Here is a 16,065-nt window from a genome sequence, read left to right as displayed (position 1 = left end):
GTGCCTGACTCCGTCCGCCCCGCCCGTCCCCACTTCTCGCTGACCGAGGACGGTCGTCCTCTGCGCGAGGTGCTGAGCTACTCCCGGCGGGGGTCGCGCTTCACCCCGCGCCAGGCCGAGGCGTGGGAGGCGCACGCCGCCGACTGGGTCATTCCCGACGAGGCCGTCGACGAGCCGGACTTCTCCCTGGAGCGGTGGTTCGGCCGTCAAGCGCCCCTGATGGTCGAGATCGGGCCCGGGGTCGGTGAGGCCACCGCCGTGCTCGCGGCCGCGAGGCCCGAGGTCAACGTGCTCGCCCTGGAGGTCTGGGTTCCCGGCGTCGCCGACGGACTCTGGCGGGTCGCCGAGGCCGGCGCCACCAACGTCCGCTTCTGCTCCGTCGACGCCGCCTGGCTGGTCGAGCACCTGCTCGCGCCGGGCAGCGTCAGCGAGATGTGGACCTTCTTCCCCGACCCGTGGCACAAGAAGAAGCACAACAAGCGCCGCCTCGTGAACGCCGAGTTCGCCTCGGTGGTCGCCGAGCGCCTCGCCCCGGGCGGCCTGTGGCGCCTGGCCACCGACTGGTTGCCCTACGCCGAGCAGATGCAGGCCGTGCTCGACGCCGAGCCGCGCCTGGCCGGGGGAGTGGTGGAGCGGTGGGAGGAACGCCCGGTGACGAAGTTCGAGCGCAAGGGCCTCGCGGTCGGACGCACCATCACCGACCTCGCCTACCGTCGCGTCTGAGCACGACGTGTGCGCGACCTCACAGTCGGCCTCGGGGGCGGTGCGCGCCACCCGATTTGGAAGTGCGCGCGGGTCTCTGTCAAGATAGGCAAGTTGCTCCGGCGGGTGCCGGGGTGCGTCAACACCACTTGACTACTGAATCGCGTCTCCCGATGGCTGGTCCATCGTGTGCCTGGACTCAGCGGTCACGTGTGCTGAAGCACCGTTCCTGAGTTGTCAGGCCGAGACCCGATCCGACTCCGACGAACCGTCGGATGCCACAGTCCACAACTCAATCCCCGGTCAGTTTTGTCCTCATCAGAGCGACACGCCCGACCGCGGGGGTCGAGGAGCGGAGTGGTGAGAGACAGGCGGTACGGACTCACCCGAGGACGTGTCGAGAGAACAGACCAGGACGCGGCACCTCCCGGGGTGCGAGAGTAAGGACGAGAGAGACCTATGGCGGGACAGAAGATCCGCATCAGGCTCAAGGCCTATGACCACGAGGTGATCGACACCTCGGCGCGCAAGATCGTGGACACCGTCACCCGTACGGGTGCGAAGGTCGCCGGCCCCGTGCCGCTGCCGACCGAGAAGAACGTGTACTGCGTCATTCGCTCGCCCCACAAGTACAAGGACTCGCGCGAGCACTTCGAGATGCGCACCCACAAGCGCCTCATCGACATCATCGACCCCACGCCGAAGACTGTCGACTCGCTCATGCGTCTCGACCTGCCTGCCGGTGTCGACATCGAGATCAAGCTCTGAGGTCTGCCTGATGAGTACTTTCGAACGTAACGTGAAGGGCCTGCTGGGCACGAAGCTCGGCATGACCCAGCTCTGGGACGAGGACAACAAGATCGTCCCCGTCACCGTCGTCGCTGCGGCGACCAACGTCGTGACCCAGGTCCGCCAGCCCGAGACCGACGGCTACGCCGCGGTCCAGATCGGCTTCGGCGAGATCGAGGCCCGCAAGGTGAACAAGCCGGAGGCCGGCCACTTCGCCAAGGCCGGTGTCACCCCCCGTCGCCACGTGGCCGAGATCCGCACCGCTGACGCCGCGAACTACGCCGTCGGCCAGGAGCTGGCCGTCGACCTGTTCGCCGCCGGCGAGGAGATCGACGTCACCGGCACCAGCAAGGGCAAGGGCTTCGCCGGAACCATGAAGCGTCACGGCTTCGCCGGTGTCTCCGCCTCCCACGGTGCCCACCGCAACCACCGCAAGCCCGGCTCGATCGGCGCCTGCGCCACCCCGGGTCGTGTCTTCAAGGGCACGCGCATGTCCGGCCGTATGGGTAACGACGTCGTCACCACCCAGAACGTCACCGTGCACGCCGTGGACGTGGAGAAGGGCCTCATCCTGCTCAAGGGCGCCGTCCCGGGCAACAAGGGTGGTCTCGTGGTGCTGCGTTCCGCCGCCAAGAAGACCCAGGAGGCCTGAGCAACATGGCTGAAAACAACGCGAAGGTTGTCTCCGTCGATCTCCCCGCCGAGATCTTCGACGTCGAGGTCAACGTGCCCCTGATCCACCAGGTCGTCGTGGCGCAGCAGGCTGCTGCTCGCCAGGGCACGCACAAGACCAAGACCCGCGCCGAGGTGCGTGGCGGTGGCCGCAAGCCCTACAAGCAGAAGGGCACCGGTCGCGCCCGTCAGGGCTCGACCCGCGCGCCGCAGTTTGCCGGCGGTGGCGTCGTCCACGGTCCGCAGCCGCGCGACTACTCGCAGCGCACCCCCAAGAAGATGAAGGCCGCCGCGCTGCGTGGCGCCCTCTCGGACCGCGCCCGCCACGGTCGCGTCCACGTCGTCGAGTCGCTCGTCCAGGGCGACAAGCCCTCGACGAAGGCCGCCATCACCGCGCTGACCGGTCTCACCGACCGCAGCCGTTACCTGGTGGTGCTCGAGCGCAGCGACTCGCTGACGTGGCTCTCGCTGCGCAACGCGCCGCAGGTGCACATCGTGGCCGTCGACCAGCTGAACACCTACGACGTGCTGGCTTCCGACGACGTGGTCTTCACCCAGGGCGCCTACGACGTCTTCGTGGCGAGCAAGTCGAAGAACGCCGAGGAGGAGACCAAGTGAGCACCCTGCACAAGGACCACCGCGACATCCTGCTCGCGCCGGTCGTGTCGGAGAAGAGCTACGGCCTCCTCGACGCGAACAAGTACACGTTCATCGTGCACCCCGACGCGAACAAGACCGAGATCAAGATCGCGGTCGAGAAGATCTTCGGCGTCAAGGTCACCTCGGTGAACACGCTGAACCGTCAGGGCAAGACCCGTCGCACCCGCGCCGGCCTGGGCAAGCGCAAGGACACCAAGCGCGCCATCGTCAGCCTCGCTGAGGGTCACCGGATCGACATCTTCGGGGGTCCGGTCTCCTGACCGGGCGCACGAGGGCGAAGAAATAGGACATAGACAATGGCTATCCGCAAGTACAAGCCGACCACCCCGGGCCGTCGTGGCTCCTCGGTGGCCGACTTCGTCGAGATCACCCGGACCACGCCGGAGAAGTCGCTGACCCGTCCCCTTCCCAAGAAGGGCGGCCGCAACAACCAGGGACGCATCACCACGCGTCACCAGGGTGGCGGCCACAAGCGGGCCTACCGCATCATCGACTTCCGCCGCTACGACAAGGACGGCGTGCCGGCCAAGGTCGCTCACATCGAGTACGACCCCAACCGCACCGCCCGCATCGCGCTGCTGCACTACGCCGACGGCGAGAAGCGCTACATCGTGGCGCCGAAGGACCTCGGCCAGGGCACGGTCATCGAGAGCGGCCCCAACGCCGACATCAAGCCGGGCAACAACCTGCCGCTGCGCAACATCCCCGTCGGTACCACCATCCACTGCGTGGAGCTCCGTCCCGGTGGCGGCGCCAAGCTGGCCCGCTCGGCCGGCAACTCCGCCCAGCTGGTGGCTCGTGAGGGCACCAAGGCCACGCTGCGTCTGCCCTCGGGCGAGATGCGTTTCGTCGACGTGCGCTGCCGCGCCACGGTCGGCGAGGTGGGCAACGCCGAGCAGTCGAACATCAACTGGGGCAAGGCCGGCCGCATGCGTTGGAAGGGCAAGCGCCCGACCGTCCGCGGTGTCGTCATGAACCCGGTCGACCACCCGCACGGTGGTGGTGAGGGCAAGACGTCCGGTGGACGTCACCCCGTCTCCCCGTGGGGCAAGCCCGAGGGTCGCACCCGCAAGCGCAAGGCCAGCGACTCCCAGATCATCCGTCGCCGCAAGTCCGGCAAGGGTAGGAAGTAACTGATATGCCTCGTAGCCTGAAGAAGGGCCCCTTCATCGACGGCCACCTCCTCAAGAAGGTGGAAGCCGAGAACGAGAAGGGCACGCAGAACGTCATCAAGACGTGGTCGCGCCGTTCGATGATCCTGCCGAACATGATCGGCCACACCATCGCCGTGCACGACGGACGCAAGCACGTCCCCGTCTTCGTGACCGACTCGATGGTCGGCCACAAGCTGGGCGAGTTCGCCCCCACCCGCACCTACCGCGGGCACGTGAAGGAAGACCGGAAGGGTCGCCGCCGCTGACGCGGGGCGAACCAGGAACTGGAGATAACGAGCAATGAGCGTTACTGAGCGCGTGCGCACCAGCGCCCGCCGCGAGTCGCTGCTCGGCGACCAGCCGGGAGCTTTCGCGAGCGCGCGTTTCGTGCGAATCACCCCCATGAAGGCCCGCCGTGTCGTCGACATGGTCCGCGGTCTTCCCGTCCAGGAGGCCCTGGCCCTGCTGCAGTTCGCGCCGCAGGCCGCCTCCGAGACCGTCTACAAGGTGCTCGAGAGCGCCATCGCCAACGCGGAGACCACGGAGGGCCTCAAGGCCGCCGACCTGGTCCTCACGGTGGCCATGGTCGACGAGGGCCCCACCATGAAGCGCTGGCGTCCCCGTGCGCAGGGTCGTGCGACCCGCATCAACAAGCGCACCAGCCACATCACCCTGGTCGTCCAGCCGGCTGATGTCGCCACGAACGGAAAGGGTGCCTGATGGGCCAGAAGATCAACCCGAACGGCTTCCGCCTCGGCATCAGCACCGACCACAAGTCGCGCTGGTACGCCGACAAGCTGTACAAGTCGTACGTCGGCGAGGACGTCGCGATCCGCAAGCTGCTGTCGAAGGGCATGGAGCGCGCCGGCATCGCGAAGGTCGAGATCGAGCGCACCCGTGACCGCGTCCGTGTGGACATCCACAGCGCGCGCCCCGGCATCGTCATCGGTCGCCGCGGCGCCGAGGCCGACCGCATCCGCGGCGAGCTCGAGAAGCTCACCGGCAAGCAGGTGCAGCTGAACATCCTCGAGGTCAAGAACCCCGAGGTCGACGCGCAGCTGGTCGCCCAGGGCGTCGCCGAGCAGCTCGCCGGTCGTGTGCAGTTCCGTCGTGCCATGCGCAAGGCGATGCAGACCGCGATGCGTTCGGGCGCCAAGGGCATCCGGATCCAGTGCTCCGGTCGACTCAACGGCGCCGAGATGTCGCGCACCGAGTTCTACCGCGAGGGTCGCGTGCCGCTGCACACCCTGCGTGCCGACATCGACTACGGCTTCTACGAGGCCAAGACCACCTTCGGTCGCATCGGCGTCAAGGTGTGGATCTACAAGGGTGAGGTGTCCGGCTCCCGCGCCGAGCGCCAGGCCCAGCAGGCCGCTCGCGCCGGTGCTCCCGGCCGTGGTGGTCGTCCCGCCCGTGGCGGCGAGCGCCCGAACCGCGGTTCGCGCGGCGACCGTGCACCCCGCACCGAGGCTCCGGCTCAGGCCGAGGCTCCCGCAACCGAGGCTCCGGCCGAGGCTGCTTCCACCGGACAGGAGGGCTGAGTTCCATGTTGATGCCCCGTCGTGTCAAGCACCGCAAGCAGCACCACCCCAAGCGGACCGGTATGGCCAAGGGTGGCACCAAGCTCGCGTTCGGTGACTTCGGCATCCAGGCGGTCGAGGGCCACTACGTGACCAACCGCCAGATCGAGTCGGCGCGTATCGCGATGACCCGTCACATCAAGCGTGGTGGAAAGGTGTGGATCAACATCTACCCCGACCGCCCGTTGACCAAGAAGCCTGCCGAGACCCGCATGGGTTCCGGTAAGGGTTCCCCCGAGTGGTGGGTTGCCAACGTCAAGCCCGGCCGCGTCATGTTCGAACTGTCCGGTGTCTCTGAGGACGTTGCTCGCGAGGCCATGCGCCGCGCCATGCACAAGCTCCCCATGAAGTGCCGGTTCATCTCCCGCGAGGCTGGTGAATTCTGATGAGCGACAAGTTGACCGCCGGCACGCTGGACGAGCTGTCCGCCGGCGACCTCGAGGCCAAGCTGCGTGAGGCCAAGGAGGAGCTGTTCAACCTCCGTTTCCAGGCGGCCACCGGCCAGCTGGAGAACAACGGCCGCCTGCGCACGGTCAAGAAGGACATTGCCCGGATCTACACCGTGGTGCGTGAGCGCGAGCTCGGTATCCGTACCGCTCCGGGTGCCGAGAACAAGGAAGAGGCTTCGGCATGAGTGAGCGCAACTCCCGCAAGGTCCGCGAGGGCCTGGTCGTCAGCGACAAGATGGACAAGACCATCACCGTTGCCGTCGAGGACCGCGTGAAGCACGCGCTCTACGGCAAGGTCATGCGTCGCACCTCCAAGCTGAAGGCTCACGACGAGAACAACGAGTGCGGCATCGGCGACCGGGTCCTGATCATGGAGACCCGTCCGCTGTCCGCGACCAAGCGCTGGCGCCTGGTCGAGGTTCTCGAGAAGGCCAAGTGACCTTTCGCCTTCCGGCGAACCACGATTTCCAACCACTAGTTCGGCAAGGCTCGTCGCCCGAGAAGGCGGCGAGAACCGGCTCGACATCCAGGAGAAACCAATGATCCAGCAGGAGTCGCGACTCGGGGTCGCCGACAACACCGGTGCAAAGGAAATCCTCTGCATCCGTGTTCTCGGGGGCTCGGGTCGTCGCTACGCCGGTATCGGCGACACCATCGTCGCCACCGTCAAGGACGCCAACCCCGGCGGCAACGTCAAGAAGGGCGACGTCGTCAAGGCCGTCATCGTGCGCACCAAGAAGGAGCGCCGCCGCCCCGACGGCTCGTACATCCGCTTCGACGAGAACGCCGCGGTGATCCTCAAGAACGACGGCGAGCCCCGTGGAACCCGCATCTTCGGCCCGGTGGGCCGCGAGCTGCGCGAGAAGAAGTTCATGAAGATCATCTCGCTCGCGCCGGAGGTGCTGTGATGGCTAAGAAGGCACCCAGCGTGAACATCAAGAAGGGCGACACCGTCAAGGTCATCGCCGGCAAGGACAAGGGCGCCCAGGGCAAGGTCATCCGCGTCCTCCGCGAGGAGCAGCGCGTGGTGGTCGAGGGTGTGAACCGCATCAAGCGTCACACCAAGGTCGTCAACGACGGTTCGGGCAGCACCGGCGGCATCATCACCGCCGAGGCCCCCATCCACGTCTCCAACGTCATGCTCGTCGAGGGTGACGGAGTGACCCGCGTCGGTTTCCGCCGCGACGAGGTCACCAAGCGCAGCGGCACCGGTGTCGAGTACACCGCCGAGCGCAGTGTCCGCATCTCGCGCAAGACCGGGAAGGAGATCTGAGATGGCTGAGTCCCCCCGTCTGAAGACTCGTTACCGCGAGGAGATCATCCCCGCGCTGAAGTCCGACTTCGACATCGCCAACATCATGCAGGTGCCCGGGCTGACCAAGATCGTGGTCAACATGGGTGTCGGCGAGGCTGCTCGCGACTCGAAGCTCATCGAGGGTGCCATCAAGGACCTGACCGCGATCACCGGTCAGAAGCCCATGGTCACCAAGGCCCGGAAGTCCATCGCGCAGTTCAAGCTGCGTGAGGGCATGCCGATCGGTGCGCACGTCACGCTGCGCGGCGACCGCATGTGGGAGTTCCTGGACCGTCTGCTGTCCCTGGCCCTGCCCCGTATCCGTGACTTCCGCGGTCTCAACGGCAACCAGTTCGACGGCCGTGGCAACTACACCTTCGGTCTCACCGAGCAGGTCATGTTCCACGAGATCGACCAGGACCGGATCGACCGCGTCCGTGGCATGGACATCACCATCGTGACCACGGCCACCAACGACGTCGAGGGTCGGGCGCTGCTCAAGCAGCTCGGCTTCCCCTTCAAGGAGAACTGACATGGCGAAGACTGCTCTCAAGGTGAAGGCGGCCCGCAAGCCGAAGTTCGCGGTGCGCGGCTACACCCGTTGCCAGCGCTGTGGTCGGCCCAAGGCGGTCTACCGCAAGTTCGGCCTCTGCCGCATCTGCCTGCGTGAGATGGCCCACCGCGGCGAGCTGCCCGGCGTGACCAAGTCCTCCTGGTGACCACCCTCAAGACCAACAACCGCTGAAGGTCGACTCCGCCTCGTCGGGGTCGAAACCACAGAGAGAAAGGGCCGAAGCGGCCATGACCATGACTGACCCGATCGCAGACATGCTGACTCGTCTGCGCAACGCCAACCAGGCGTACCACGACGCGGTGTCGATGCCTTACAGCAAGCTGAAGGCCGGCGTCGCCGACATCCTCAAGCAGGAGGGCTACATCTCCTCCTACGAGGTCAAGGAGCCGACCGAGGGCGAGGTGGGCAAGACGCTCACCATCACCCTCAAGTACGGCCGCAACCGCGAGCGGGCCGTCGCCGGCCTCCGCCGCATCTCCAAGCCCGGTCTGCGCGTCTACGCGAAGAGCACCGCACTGCCCAAGGTCCTCGGTGGCCTGGGCGTGGCGATCATCTCGACCAGCCAGGGCCTGCTGACCGACCGCCAGGCGAACCAGAAGGGCGTGGGTGGGGAAGTCCTCGCCTACGTCTGGTAACGACGAGACCGAGAGAGGAAACACGCAATGTCACGCATTGGCAGGCTCCCGATCACGGTTCCGTCCGGAGTGGACGTGCAGATCGACGACAACCTGGTGACGGTCAAGGGGCCCAAGGGCACCCTGAACCACACCCTCCCGGCCCCCATCACCATCACCAAGGGTGAGGACGGCGTCCTGGAGGTCACCCGGCCCAACGACGAGCGCGAGTCGCGTTCGCTGCACGGCCTGAGCCGCACCCTGGTCAACAACATGGTCGTCGGTGTCACCGAGGGCTACGAGAAGAAGCTCGAGATCGTCGGCGTGGGTTACCGCGTCCTGCCGAAGGGCCCGACGCAGCTCGAGTTCCAGCTCGGCTACTCGCACTCGATCGTCTTCGACGCCCCCGAGGGCATCACCTTCACCACCGACGGGCCGACCAAGCTCGCCGTGGTGGGCATCGACAAGCAGCTCGTCGGTGAGACGGCTGCGAAGATCCGCAAGCTCCGCAAGCCCGAGCCGTACAAGGGCAAGGGCGTGCGCTACGCCGGCGAGCACATCCGCCGCAAGGTCGGAAAGGCTGGTAAGTGATCCATGGCTATCTCGCTGTCGAACAACAAGCACACCGCTAACCGCGTTCGCTCGCGTCTGCGCCGTCAGATGCGTGGTCGCAAGAGGATCGCCGGTACGCCGGAGCGTCCCCGCCTCGTGGTGACCCGCTCGTCGAAGCACATCACCGTGCAGGTCGTCGACGACACCGTCGGTCGCACCCTCGCCTCGGCCTCCACCATGGAGTCGGACCTCCGGTCCGCCGAGGGCGACAAGACCGCCAAGGCCCAGCAGGTCGGCACGCTCGTCGCCGAGCGTGCGAAGGCTGCTGGTGTCGAGAGCGTGGTCTTCGACCGCGCGGGCAACAAGTACACCGGTCGCATCGCGGCCCTGGCCGACGCTGCCCGCGAGGGCGGCCTGGCGTTCTGACGCCGGACCACAGAGAAAAGGAAATCTCATGAGCGGAGCTCAGCGCGGACAGCGCGGAGGCGAGCGCCAGTCCGGCGGTCGCAACCGTGACGGTCGTCGCGACCAGAACGCCGACAAGACCCAGTACATCGAGCGCGTCGTCGCCATCAACCGTGTCGCCAAGGTCGTGAAGGGTGGTCGTCGCTTCAGCTTCACCGCCCTCGTGATCGTCGGTGACGGTGAAGGCCTCGTGGGCGTGGGCTACGGCAAGGCCAAGGAAGTTCCCGCGGCCATTGCCAAGGGTGTCGAGGAGGCCAAGAAGCACTTCTTCAAGGTCCCCCGCATCCAGGGCACCATCCCGCACCCGGTCCAGGGTGAGAAGGCTGCCGGTGTGGTCCTGCTGCGTCCGGCCGCCCCCGGTACCGGTGTGATTGCCGGTGGCCCGGTGCGCGCCGTCCTGGAGTGCGCCGGCATCCACGACGTCCTCAGCAAGTCGCTGGGGTCGTCCAACCAGATCAACATCGTGCACGCGACCGTCGAGGCGCTCAAGATGCTCGAGGAGCCCGAGGCCGTGGCCGCCCGCCGTGGTCTGCCCGTCGAGCACGTCACGCCGGCCGCGATCCTGAAGGCTCGTGCGGAGGTGGCTTCCTGATGGCACAGCTCAAGGTCCAGCAGAAGCGCGGCCTGGCCGGTCTGAAGCAGAACCAGCGCGAGACCCTGCGTACGCTCGGTCTCAAGCGGATCGGCGACGTCGTCGTCAAGGAGGACCGCCCCGAGATCCGTGGCATGGTCAACACTGTCCGTCACCTCGTGACGGTTGAGGAGGTGGAGTGACATGAGCGCACTCAAGCTGCACCACCTTCGTCCCGCCCCGGGCGCCAAGACCGCCAAGACCCGTGTGGGTCGTGGTGAGGCGTCGAAGGGTAAGACCGCCGGTCGCGGTACCAAGGGTACGAAGGCTCGCTACCAGGTTCCGGTCGCCTTCGAGGGTGGCCAGATGCCGATCCACATGCGCCTCCCGAAGCTGAAGGGGTTCAAGAACCCGTTCAAGGTGGAGTTCCAGGTCGTCAACCTGGACCGCATCAACGAGCTCTTCCCCGAGGGTGGCACCGTCACCGTCGAGCAGCTCGTCGCCAAGGGCGCGGTGCGCAAGAACCAGCCTGTCAAGGTGCTGGGCCAGGGCGAGATCTCCGTCGCGGTGCAGGTCACCGCCGACGCGGTCTCCGCCTCGGCCAAGGAGAAGATCGAGGCTGCCGGCGGCAGCGTCACCGTCTCCTGACCTGAACAGACGCCCGAGGGCCCGTCTCCCACAGCAGCTGGGGACGGGCCCTCGTCGCGTCCGGTTCCGCCCGGTGTGCGGCTTTCGGGCGTCGAGGAACCTGCTGTTACGCTTCCCGGGGTTCCGTCGGACCTGCTCGTCGAGCGGGTGACGGACCCTGACCACGACACCGCGGCCGCGCCGTGGGAGTCCCTGCTGAGAAAGAGGAACCAGTGCTGGGCGCCTTCGCCAACGCATTCCGCATCCCGGACCTGCGGCGCAAGCTGCTGTTCGTGCTGCTGATCATCACGATCTTCCGGCTCGGCTCGCAGGTGCCCGCTCCCGGGGTCAACGTCGCCAACGTGAGGTCGTGCCTGGACGCCCAGGAGCAGGGCGGCGTCTACGCGCTGATCAACATGTTCTCCGGCGGTGCGCTGCTCCAGCTGACGATCTTCGCGCTGGGGATCATGCCCTACATCACCGCCAGCATCATCCTGCAGCTGCTCGTGGTGGTGATCCCGCGCCTGGAGGCCCTCAAGAAGGAAGGCCAGGCGGGGCAGGCCAAGATCACGCAGTACACGCGTTACCTGACGCTCGGACTGGCCGTTCTGCAGGCCACCGGAATCGTCGCCCTGGCGCGCAGCAAGATGCTGCTGCAGCCCTGCACCCTCGACCTGCTGCACTCGGACTCGACCGCGACCTTCCTGATGGTCGTCATCACGATGACCGCAGGCACCGCCGTGATCATGTGGTTCGGCGAGCTGATCACCGACCGCGGCGTCGGCAACGGCATGTCGATCCTGATCTTCTGCCAGGTCGTCGCGACCTTCCCGGCCTCCCTGTGGCAGGTGCAGCTGACCCAGGGCTGGACGACCTTCGGGATCGTCATGGTCATCGGACTGGTCATCATCGCCGGCGTCATCTTCATCGAGCAGGCGCAGCGTCGCATCCCGGTGCAGTACGCGCGGCGCATGGTGGGGCGCAAGATGTTCGGCGGCTCCTCGACCTACATCCCGTTGAAGGTCAACCAGGCCGGCATCATCCCGGTCATCTTCGCTTCGTCGCTGCTCTACCTGCCCACGATGGCGGCCTCGTTCAACGAGACCGGCAACAACGCGGTGCTGCGGTTCATCAACGACTACTTCCGCGACGGTGACCACCCGCTCTACATGGCGACCTACTTCGCCCTCATCATCTTCTTCACGTACTTCTACGTCTCGATCACCTTCAACCCCGAAGAGGTCGCCGACAACATGAAGAAGTACGGCGGCTTCATCCCCGGGATCCGGGCAGGCAAGCCGACCCAGAACTACCTGTCGTACGTGCTCTCGCGGATCACCTTCCCCGGAGCGTTGTACCTCGGCCTCATCTCGCTGATCCCGCTGATCGCCTTCGCCGCGATCGGTGCCAACCAGAACTTCCCGTTCGGTGGCACGTCCATCCTCATCATGGTCGGCGTCGCCCTGGACACGGTGAAGCAGATCGAGAGCCAGCTCCAGCAGCGCAACTACGAAGGGTTCCTGAGCTGAAATGCGACTGATCATCATGGGCCCGCCCGGAGCGGGCAAGGGCACCCAGGCGGCCTTCATCGCCCAGAGGTACGAGATCCCGGCCGTCTCGACCGGTGACATCTTCCGGGCCAACGTCTCCCAGGGCACGCCCCTGGGCCTCGAGGCCCAGCGCTACATGGACGCCGGCGAGTACGTGCCCGACGAGGTCACCAACTCGATGGTGCGCAACCGCATCGCGGAGGAGGACGCCCGCGGCGGGTTCCTGCTCGACGGCTACCCCCGCACCGTGGCCCAGGTCGCCGAGCTCGACGGCATGCTCGCCGACGCAGGCCTCGAGCTGGACGCCGCCGTGGTGCTGACCGTCGACCGCGACGTGATCGTCGAGCGTCTCCTGCACCGCGCCACCATCGAGGGTCGTGCCGACGACACCGAGGAGGTCATCCGCCGTCGCCAGGAGGTCTACGAGGAGCAGACCGCCCCTCTGGTCGACCTCTACCGCGGCCGTGGCCTGCTGGTCGAGGTCGACGGCCTCGGTGAGGTCGACGAGGTGACCCAGCGGGTCTTCGCGGCCATCGACGGCGCCACCGGGCGCTGAGAGCCTCCTCGCCATGGGCTTCCGGGACCGCGGGGTCGAGATCAAGACCCCCGAGCAGATCGCCGTGATGCGGCGCGCCGGCCTCCTGGTCGGTGAGACGCTGGAGCTGCTGCGCACCTCGGTCCGGGTCGGGATCACCACCGGCGAGCTCGACGCGATCGCCGAGGACCACATCCGGTCCAAGGGCGGCGTGCCGTCGTTCAAGGGATACGGCCACCCGCCGTTCCCGGCCAGCATCTGCGCCTCGGTCAACGACCAGGTCGTCCACGGCATCCCCGGCGGTCGTGCGCTCGCCGAGGGTGACGTGATCTCCATCGACTGCGGCGCGATCGTCGACGGCTGGCACGGCGACGCCGCCATCACGGTGGCGGTCGGTCGCGTGCCGGCCGAGATCGAGGAGCTGATGGAGGTCACCGAGGAGTCGATGTGGCGCGGCATCGCCGCGGCCCGGCTCGGCGGCCGGGTCACCGACATCAGCCACGCGATCGAGGCGTACGTCCGTTCGCGCGGCGACTTCGGCATCCTCGAGGACTACACCGGCCACGGCATCGGCTCCCAGATGCACATGCCGCCCAACGTGCCCAACCACGGGCGTCCCGGGCGCGGGCCCAAGCTCGTGCGCGGCCTCGCCCTGGCCGTGGAGCCGATGATCGCCCTCGGCAGCCAGGACACCTACGTCGAGGACGACGACTGGACGGTCTCGATGTCGGACGGCAAGTGGGCCGCGCACTACGAGCACACGTTCACCCTCACCCCGACCGGCGCGTGGGTGCTCACCGCGCTCGACGGGGGAGAGGCCAAGCTCGCCGAGCTGGGCGTCCCCTTCGGCGGCGCCTGAGCCCGCTGCTCGGTGGCGCCCGCGTCCGCTGTGGTGCCCGCCCGTCGTGGCCAGCGTCCCGATTGGGATTTCTTGCCTGCTGGCAGTAGGCTGGCGAGTCGGCCCAACGTGGGCATGTGCAGTGGTGCCTGAAACGGCTGCCCGCTGACCCTCCGGGGGACGTGGGAAGTGGTACCGCCGCCGGCTTCACGAGGTCCACCCCCAGGCGTCCTGCGTGGGGGAGGTTCCCGGGCCACGGTAGACAACAGATCAACAGATTGTGGAGGACATGCCGAAGAAAGAAGGCGTGATCGAGCTCGAGGGCACCATCACGGAGGCCCTGCCCAATGCCATGTTCCGCGTCGAGCTGAGCAATGGCCACAAGGTTCTCGCCCACATCAGCGGGAAGATGCGTCAGCACTACATCCGGATCCTCCCCGAGGACCGGGTGGTGGTGGAGCTCTCTCCCTACGACCTCACCCGGGGTCGGATCGTCTACCGCTACAAGTAACCAGCCGAACGATCCAGAAAGGCCTCCCCAGTGAAGGTCAACCCCAGCGTCAAGCCGATCTGCGACAAGTGCAAGGTCATTCGTCGTCACGGCCGCGTCATGGTCATCTGCGAGAACCCGCGCCACAAGCAGCGCCAGGGCTGATGACGGGTGGCTCACGCCACCCTCTCGCACGCCCCACCACCCATCGTGATCGCTAGCCGCGGGGAGACCCACGGCGAACCACCTCCGGCGCAACGGCCGGAGCCCGGACGGGCCCCAGGGCTCGTCAGCGGGGCGCGACACGACAGACACCGTTGCGAACAACCCGAAGGGAAATGCCAGAACCATGGCTCGCCTCGTTGGTGTGGACCTCCCGCGCGACAAGCGCATCGAGATCGCACTCACCTACATCTACGGCATCGGCCGTACCCGCTCCCAGCAGCTGCTCGCAGCCACGGGGATCGACCCCAACGCCCGCGTGCACACGCTCGGGGACGAGGAGCTGGTCAAGCTTCGTGACGAGATCGAGGCCAACTTCAAGACCGAGGGTGACCTCCGTCGTGAAGTCCAGGCTGACATCCGCCGCAAGATCGAGATCGGCAGCTACCAGGGTCGCCGCCACCGCATGGGCCTCCCGGTCCGCGGTCAGCGCACCAAGACCAACGCTCGTACCCGCAAGGGCCCGAAGCGGACTGTCGCCGGCAAGAAGAAGAAGTGACGCCTGCCTCACGGCAGCGCTGAACGCCTTCCCGAAGCTTTTCGACCAGAACCTCAACAGGAGTTACTGAATGCCTCCCAAGAGCCGCGCGACCAAGGTCCGCCGCAAGGAGAAGAAGAACGTCGCCCAGGGCGAAGCCCACATCAAGAGCACGTTCAACAACACCATCGTCACGATCACCGACCCCACCGGGGCGGTGATCTCCTGGGCCTCTGCCGGCACCGTCGGCTTCAAGGGTTCGAGGAAGTCCACTCCGTTCGCCGCCCAGATGGCTGCCGAGGCTGCCGGACGTCGCGCGATGGAGCACGGCATGAAGAAGATCGACGTCTTCGTCAAGGGCCCGGGTTCGGGTCGCGAGACGGCGATCCGTTCCCTGGGTGCGATCGGCCTCGAGGTCGGCACCATCCAGGACGTCACGCCTGCCCCGCACAACGGCTGCCGCCCGCCCAAGCGCCGTCGCGTCTGAGCCTTCTGGCCCGGACCCACACGAGACTTCCAAGGAGACTTTGAACAATGGCCCGTTACACCGGCCCCATGTCCAAGAAGTCGCGCCGTCTCGGCGTCGACCTCGTCGGTGGTGACGCTGCTTTCGAGCGTCGCCCCTACCCGCCCGGCCAGCACGGCAAGGGCCGCATCAAGGAGTCGGAGTACCTGCTCCAGCTCCGTGAGAAGCAGAAGGCTCGCTTCTCCTACGGCATCCTCGAGAAGCAGTTCTACCGCTACTACGTCGAGGCGTCGCGTCGCCCCGGCAAGACCGGTGACAACCTGCTGCAGCTCCTCGAGGGCCGCCTGGACAACGTCGTCTACCGCGCCGGGTTCGCCCGCACCCGTCGTCACGCCCGCCAGCTGGTCGTGCACGGCCACTTCAAGGTGAACGGCAAGAAGGTCGACATCCCGTCCTTCCAGGTGTCGCAGTACGACGTCATCGACGTGCGTGAGAAGTCGCTGGAGATGACCCCGTTCATCGTGGCTCGCGAGACCCACGGCGAGCGCGTCGTCCCGGCGTGGCTCGAGGCCGTCCCCTCGCGGATGCGCATCCTCGTGCACCAGCTCCCCACCCGGGCCCAGATCGACCTCCCGGTCCAGGAGCAGCTCATCGTCGAGTTCTACTCGAAGAAGTAATGCTTGACCGGTGGCCGCCCCTCACCGGGCGGCCACCGGAGCACGGCCACGCCACACTTCCTCGTCATTGCAGTTCGGACCCGTCAAATGGTGGGTGGGTCCGGAA

The 16,065-nt window shown here is 66.9% G+C and carries 30 protein-coding genes; all 30 read left to right on the top strand.

Annotation, left to right across the window (positions count from 1 at the left end; translation table 11 throughout):
* A complete protein-coding gene (gene trmB, locus IEQ44_RS09960; RefSeq protein WP_193638306.1) occupies positions 1-723 on the top strand; it encodes a tRNA (guanosine(46)-N7)-methyltransferase TrmB in 723 nt (240 codons plus the stop codon).
* 438 nt (positions 724-1,161) lie between these two features.
* The gene (gene rpsJ / locus IEQ44_RS09955; RefSeq protein ID WP_008360994.1) at positions 1,162-1,470 is read left to right on the top strand and encodes a 30S ribosomal protein S10; all 309 of its coding nucleotides are present in this window, start codon (positions 1,162-1,164) and stop codon (positions 1,468-1,470) included.
* Positions 1,471-1,480: 10 nt separating this feature from the next.
* Positions 1,481-2,143, top strand: a complete 663-nt coding sequence (gene rplC / locus IEQ44_RS09950; RefSeq protein ID WP_193638305.1) for a 50S ribosomal protein L3 — start codon at positions 1,481-1,483, stop codon at positions 2,141-2,143.
* Between the two features lie 5 nt (positions 2,144-2,148).
* The gene (gene rplD, locus IEQ44_RS09945) at positions 2,149-2,781 is read left to right on the top strand and encodes a 50S ribosomal protein L4, sunset domain variant (protein ID WP_193638304.1); all 633 of its coding nucleotides are present in this window, start codon (positions 2,149-2,151) and stop codon (positions 2,779-2,781) included.
* Positions 2,778-3,083 (top strand): 50S ribosomal protein L23, encoded by a 306-nt coding sequence (rplW, locus tag IEQ44_RS09940; protein WP_193638303.1) that lies wholly within the window; start codon positions 2,778-2,780, stop codon positions 3,081-3,083. The genes rplD and rplW overlap by 4 nt, the downstream gene beginning before the upstream one ends.
* Positions 3,084-3,119: 36 nt before the next feature.
* Positions 3,120-3,956 (top strand): 50S ribosomal protein L2, encoded by an 837-nt coding sequence (gene rplB, locus IEQ44_RS09935; protein ID WP_193638302.1) that lies wholly within the window; start codon positions 3,120-3,122, stop codon positions 3,954-3,956.
* Between the two features lie 5 nt (positions 3,957-3,961).
* Positions 3,962-4,243, top strand: coding sequence for a 30S ribosomal protein S19 (gene rpsS, locus IEQ44_RS09930; RefSeq protein ID WP_135833051.1), 282 nt, complete (start codon positions 3,962-3,964; stop codon positions 4,241-4,243).
* 34 nt (positions 4,244-4,277) lie between these two features.
* Positions 4,278-4,697, top strand: a complete 420-nt coding sequence (rplV, locus tag IEQ44_RS09925) for a 50S ribosomal protein L22 (RefSeq protein ID WP_193638301.1) — start codon at positions 4,278-4,280, stop codon at positions 4,695-4,697.
* Positions 4,697-5,518: a 30S ribosomal protein S3 gene (gene rpsC, locus IEQ44_RS09920; protein ID WP_193638300.1), complete on the top strand. Its 822-nt coding sequence runs from the start codon at positions 4,697-4,699 to the stop codon at positions 5,516-5,518. The genes rplV and rpsC overlap by 1 nt, the downstream gene beginning before the upstream one ends.
* A 5-nt stretch (positions 5,519-5,523) precedes the next feature.
* On the top strand, positions 5,524-5,943 hold the full coding sequence (rplP, locus tag IEQ44_RS09915) for a 50S ribosomal protein L16 (RefSeq protein ID WP_193638299.1): 420 nt from the start codon (positions 5,524-5,526) through the stop codon (positions 5,941-5,943).
* Positions 5,943-6,191, top strand: coding sequence for a 50S ribosomal protein L29 (gene rpmC, locus IEQ44_RS09910; RefSeq protein WP_193638298.1), 249 nt, complete (start codon positions 5,943-5,945; stop codon positions 6,189-6,191). Before rplP ends, rpmC begins: the two co-directional genes overlap by 1 nt.
* Positions 6,188-6,445 (top strand): 30S ribosomal protein S17, encoded by a 258-nt coding sequence (gene rpsQ, locus IEQ44_RS09905; protein WP_193638297.1) that lies wholly within the window; start codon positions 6,188-6,190, stop codon positions 6,443-6,445. Before rpmC ends, rpsQ begins: the two co-directional genes overlap by 4 nt.
* A gap of 100 nt (positions 6,446-6,545) precedes the next feature.
* Positions 6,546-6,914, top strand: coding sequence for a 50S ribosomal protein L14 (rplN, locus tag IEQ44_RS09900; protein ID WP_193638296.1), 369 nt, complete (start codon positions 6,546-6,548; stop codon positions 6,912-6,914).
* A complete protein-coding gene (rplX, locus tag IEQ44_RS09895; RefSeq protein ID WP_227487238.1) occupies positions 6,914-7,279 on the top strand; it encodes a 50S ribosomal protein L24 in 366 nt (121 codons plus the stop codon). Before rplN ends, rplX begins: the two co-directional genes overlap by 1 nt.
* Before the next feature lies 1 nt (position 7,280).
* Positions 7,281-7,832, top strand: a complete 552-nt coding sequence (rplE, locus tag IEQ44_RS09890; protein WP_193638295.1) for a 50S ribosomal protein L5 — start codon at positions 7,281-7,283, stop codon at positions 7,830-7,832.
* Position 7,833: 1 nt separating this feature from the next.
* Positions 7,834-8,019, top strand: a complete 186-nt coding sequence (locus tag IEQ44_RS09885; RefSeq protein ID WP_011757321.1) for a type Z 30S ribosomal protein S14 — start codon at positions 7,834-7,836, stop codon at positions 8,017-8,019.
* 82 nt (positions 8,020-8,101) lie between these two features.
* On the top strand, positions 8,102-8,509 hold the full coding sequence (rpsH, locus tag IEQ44_RS09880; protein WP_193638294.1) for a 30S ribosomal protein S8: 408 nt from the start codon (positions 8,102-8,104) through the stop codon (positions 8,507-8,509).
* Between the two features lie 27 nt (positions 8,510-8,536).
* Positions 8,537-9,079, top strand: a complete 543-nt coding sequence (gene rplF, locus IEQ44_RS09875; protein ID WP_193638293.1) for a 50S ribosomal protein L6 — start codon at positions 8,537-8,539, stop codon at positions 9,077-9,079.
* A 3-nt stretch (positions 9,080-9,082) separates the two neighbouring features.
* Complete coding sequence (rplR, locus tag IEQ44_RS09870; RefSeq protein WP_193638292.1) at positions 9,083-9,466, top strand: 50S ribosomal protein L18; 384 nt, start codon at positions 9,083-9,085, stop codon at positions 9,464-9,466.
* 28 nt (positions 9,467-9,494) lie between these two features.
* Complete coding sequence (gene rpsE, locus IEQ44_RS09865) at positions 9,495-10,097, top strand: 30S ribosomal protein S5 (protein ID WP_227487237.1); 603 nt, start codon at positions 9,495-9,497, stop codon at positions 10,095-10,097.
* Complete coding sequence (gene rpmD, locus IEQ44_RS09860; RefSeq protein WP_193638291.1) at positions 10,097-10,279, top strand: 50S ribosomal protein L30; 183 nt, start codon at positions 10,097-10,099, stop codon at positions 10,277-10,279. Before rpsE ends, rpmD begins: the two co-directional genes overlap by 1 nt.
* A 1-nt stretch (position 10,280) precedes the next feature.
* A complete protein-coding gene (gene rplO, locus IEQ44_RS09855) occupies positions 10,281-10,724 on the top strand; it encodes a 50S ribosomal protein L15 (protein WP_193638290.1) in 444 nt (147 codons plus the stop codon).
* Between the two features lie 212 nt (positions 10,725-10,936).
* Positions 10,937-12,232 (top strand): preprotein translocase subunit SecY, encoded by a 1,296-nt coding sequence (gene secY / locus IEQ44_RS09850; protein WP_193638289.1) that lies wholly within the window; start codon positions 10,937-10,939, stop codon positions 12,230-12,232.
* A 1-nt stretch (position 12,233) separates the two neighbouring features.
* Entirely contained in the window at positions 12,234-12,809 is a 576-nt protein-coding gene (locus IEQ44_RS09845; RefSeq protein WP_193638288.1) for an adenylate kinase, read from the top strand.
* Between the two features lie 13 nt (positions 12,810-12,822).
* Positions 12,823-13,647: a type I methionyl aminopeptidase gene (gene map, locus IEQ44_RS09840; RefSeq protein ID WP_193638287.1), complete on the top strand. Its 825-nt coding sequence runs from the start codon at positions 12,823-12,825 to the stop codon at positions 13,645-13,647.
* A 268-nt stretch (positions 13,648-13,915) separates the two neighbouring features.
* The gene (gene infA / locus IEQ44_RS09835; RefSeq protein ID WP_026145687.1) at positions 13,916-14,137 is read left to right on the top strand and encodes a translation initiation factor IF-1; all 222 of its coding nucleotides are present in this window, start codon (positions 13,916-13,918) and stop codon (positions 14,135-14,137) included.
* A 30-nt stretch (positions 14,138-14,167) separates the two neighbouring features.
* Positions 14,168-14,281, top strand: coding sequence for a 50S ribosomal protein L36 (gene rpmJ, locus IEQ44_RS09830; protein WP_004008316.1), 114 nt, complete (start codon positions 14,168-14,170; stop codon positions 14,279-14,281).
* A 184-nt stretch (positions 14,282-14,465) separates the two neighbouring features.
* Entirely contained in the window at positions 14,466-14,837 is a 372-nt protein-coding gene (gene rpsM / locus IEQ44_RS09825; RefSeq protein WP_193638286.1) for a 30S ribosomal protein S13, read from the top strand.
* Positions 14,838-14,907: 70 nt separating this feature from the next.
* Positions 14,908-15,303 (top strand): 30S ribosomal protein S11, encoded by a 396-nt coding sequence (gene rpsK, locus IEQ44_RS09820; protein WP_110240752.1) that lies wholly within the window; start codon positions 14,908-14,910, stop codon positions 15,301-15,303.
* A 47-nt stretch (positions 15,304-15,350) separates the two neighbouring features.
* Positions 15,351-15,959 carry a 30S ribosomal protein S4 gene (rpsD, locus tag IEQ44_RS09815; RefSeq protein WP_193638285.1) on the top strand — a complete coding sequence of 203 codons (609 nt, stop codon included), beginning with the start codon at positions 15,351-15,353 and terminating at the stop codon, positions 15,957-15,959.
* Positions 15,960-16,065: the final 106 nt, after the last annotated feature.

The sequence above is a fragment of the Nocardioides malaquae genome (assembly GCF_015070385.1).
GTDB classification, from domain to species: Bacteria; Actinomycetota; Actinomycetes; order Propionibacteriales; family Nocardioidaceae; genus Nocardioides; species Nocardioides malaquae.
Note: the sequence above shows the minus strand (reverse complement) of the source record. Positions and strands in the feature narration are given on the sequence as shown.

Coding starts and splice junctions, on each gene's coding strand:
- rpsS (WP_135833051.1), top strand. CDS start 3,962: ATGCCTCGTAGCCTGAAGAAGGGCCCCTTCATCGACGGCCACCTCCTC.
- rpmD (WP_193638291.1), top strand. CDS start 10,097: ATGGCACAGCTCAAGGTCCAGCAGAAGCGCGGCCTGGCCGGTCTGAAG.
- rplR (WP_193638292.1), top strand. CDS start 9,083: ATGGCTATCTCGCTGTCGAACAACAAGCACACCGCTAACCGCGTTCGC.
- rplE (WP_193638295.1), top strand. CDS start 7,281: ATGGCTGAGTCCCCCCGTCTGAAGACTCGTTACCGCGAGGAGATCATC.
- rpsD (WP_193638285.1), top strand. CDS start 15,351: ATGGCCCGTTACACCGGCCCCATGTCCAAGAAGTCGCGCCGTCTCGGC.
- rpmC (WP_193638298.1), top strand. CDS start 5,943: ATGAGCGACAAGTTGACCGCCGGCACGCTGGACGAGCTGTCCGCCGGC.
- rplF (WP_193638293.1), top strand. CDS start 8,537: ATGTCACGCATTGGCAGGCTCCCGATCACGGTTCCGTCCGGAGTGGAC.
- rplD (WP_193638304.1), top strand. CDS start 2,149: ATGGCTGAAAACAACGCGAAGGTTGTCTCCGTCGATCTCCCCGCCGAG.
- rplP (WP_193638299.1), top strand. CDS start 5,524: ATGTTGATGCCCCGTCGTGTCAAGCACCGCAAGCAGCACCACCCCAAG.
- IEQ44_RS09845 (WP_193638288.1), top strand. CDS start 12,234: ATGCGACTGATCATCATGGGCCCGCCCGGAGCGGGCAAGGGCACCCAG.
- rpsH (WP_193638294.1), top strand. CDS start 8,102: ATGACCATGACTGACCCGATCGCAGACATGCTGACTCGTCTGCGCAAC.
- rplV (WP_193638301.1), top strand. CDS start 4,278: ATGAGCGTTACTGAGCGCGTGCGCACCAGCGCCCGCCGCGAGTCGCTG.
- rpsE (WP_227487237.1), top strand. CDS start 9,495: ATGAGCGGAGCTCAGCGCGGACAGCGCGGAGGCGAGCGCCAGTCCGGC.
- rplC (WP_193638305.1), top strand. CDS start 1,481: ATGAGTACTTTCGAACGTAACGTGAAGGGCCTGCTGGGCACGAAGCTC.
- rpsJ (WP_008360994.1), top strand. CDS start 1,162: ATGGCGGGACAGAAGATCCGCATCAGGCTCAAGGCCTATGACCACGAG.
- rplX (WP_227487238.1), top strand. CDS start 6,914: ATGGCTAAGAAGGCACCCAGCGTGAACATCAAGAAGGGCGACACCGTC.
- rplB (WP_193638302.1), top strand. CDS start 3,120: ATGGCTATCCGCAAGTACAAGCCGACCACCCCGGGCCGTCGTGGCTCC.
- map (WP_193638287.1), top strand. CDS start 12,823: ATGGGCTTCCGGGACCGCGGGGTCGAGATCAAGACCCCCGAGCAGATC.
- rplN (WP_193638296.1), top strand. CDS start 6,546: ATGATCCAGCAGGAGTCGCGACTCGGGGTCGCCGACAACACCGGTGCA.
- rplO (WP_193638290.1), top strand. CDS start 10,281: ATGAGCGCACTCAAGCTGCACCACCTTCGTCCCGCCCCGGGCGCCAAG.
- infA (WP_026145687.1), top strand. CDS start 13,916: ATGCCGAAGAAAGAAGGCGTGATCGAGCTCGAGGGCACCATCACGGAG.
- IEQ44_RS09885 (WP_011757321.1), top strand. CDS start 7,834: ATGGCGAAGACTGCTCTCAAGGTGAAGGCGGCCCGCAAGCCGAAGTTC.
- rpsQ (WP_193638297.1), top strand. CDS start 6,188: ATGAGTGAGCGCAACTCCCGCAAGGTCCGCGAGGGCCTGGTCGTCAGC.
- rpsC (WP_193638300.1), top strand. CDS start 4,697: ATGGGCCAGAAGATCAACCCGAACGGCTTCCGCCTCGGCATCAGCACC.
- rpsK (WP_110240752.1), top strand. CDS start 14,908: ATGCCTCCCAAGAGCCGCGCGACCAAGGTCCGCCGCAAGGAGAAGAAG.
- rpsM (WP_193638286.1), top strand. CDS start 14,466: ATGGCTCGCCTCGTTGGTGTGGACCTCCCGCGCGACAAGCGCATCGAG.